The organism is Thauera sp. 28 (assembly GCF_000310145.2).
GTDB lineage: Bacteria > Pseudomonadota > Gammaproteobacteria > Burkholderiales > Rhodocyclaceae > Thauera > Thauera mechernichensis.
Genome location: NZ_AMXA01000081.1, coordinates 1 through 1077 on the forward strand (window position 1 = coordinate 1; position 1077 = coordinate 1077).

The following is a 1077-nucleotide window of genomic DNA, read 5'->3' on the forward strand; positions in this document are numbered from 1 at the left end:
CGACGCGCGCGAGCGCGAGACCGCGGCGCTCGGCCTGGCCGCCGAGGCCCGCCGGCGCGCGGCCGAGACGCGTATCGCCGGCGAGCTGGGGGCGGCGTGGTCATCCTGGCGGGCGGCCAGCGACAGCCTGCAAATGTTGCGCACCACCCTGCTGCCCCAGGCCGAGGCCGGGCGTGACGCGGCGCGCGCGGGCCTGGCCGGCAACCAGGTCGGTATCGGCGAGGTATTGATGGCCGAAGGCCAGGTGCTCGACACCCGGCTGGCCCTGCTGCAGGCGGAGATCGAGGCGCGCATGGCGCTGATCGAGCTGCAGCGACTGTCCGGAGAGCTTGAGTGACCGATCACAAGAAGCCCGCTGCAGGACGACCTGCGGTGGACGCAGGCGAGGCGAAGACAGGGCGTGGCGCGCTGCGCGTCCTTGCCTTGTTGGCGCTGGTGGTGGCAGTGGGGGCTGCGGGCTACTGGGCGGGCAGCCGCGGTGCGGGCCCGGTCCAAGGCAGCGCTGCGCCGGCCGGTGCGGAGGCGGGCAGCGGCGCCGCGGCTGCGGCGACGAATGCCGGCGCCCCCGCCACTGGCGAGCGCCAGATCCTTTACTACCGCAACCCGATGGGCCTGCCCGACACCTCGCCGGTGCCCAAGAAGGACTCCATGGGCATGGACTACATCCCGGTCTATGCCGACGAGGCCAACGACGACACGGGTGCGGTGCGGGTGAGCGCCGCGCGCATGCAGACTTTGGGCGTGCGCACGGCAACGGTGGCGCGCGGCACGCTCGACACCGTGCTGCGTGCCAGCGGCAGGGTGGAGATCGACGAGCGCGCGCAGGTGGTGGTGGCGCCGCGCTTCGAGGGCTGGATCGAGCGCCTGCATGTGAGCGCGGTGGGCGACGTCGTACGTCGCGGCCAGCCGCTGCTGACGGCCTGGAGCCCGGCGCTGCAGTCGGCTGGTGACGAGGTCCGCATTGCCGAGCGCCTGGTGACCGACAGCGCTGCGGACCCCGAGGCCCGCGCTGCCGCCGCGCGCCTGGCCGAGGCCGCGCGCGCGCGCCTGTCCAGCCTGCAGGTCGCCGGCCAGGCC

The 1077-nt window shown here is 74.6% G+C and carries 2 protein-coding genes; both read left to right on the forward strand.

Annotated elements, in window-relative coordinates:
• Positions 1 to 337: TolC family protein (locus C662_RS19505; protein WP_002934536.1), on the forward strand; the 337-nt coding region annotated here is incomplete at its 5' end.
• Positions 338 to 372: 35 nt separating this feature from the next.
• Positions 373 to 1077: efflux RND transporter periplasmic adaptor subunit (locus C662_RS19510; RefSeq protein ID WP_443080895.1), on the forward strand; the 705-nt coding region annotated here is incomplete at its 3' end.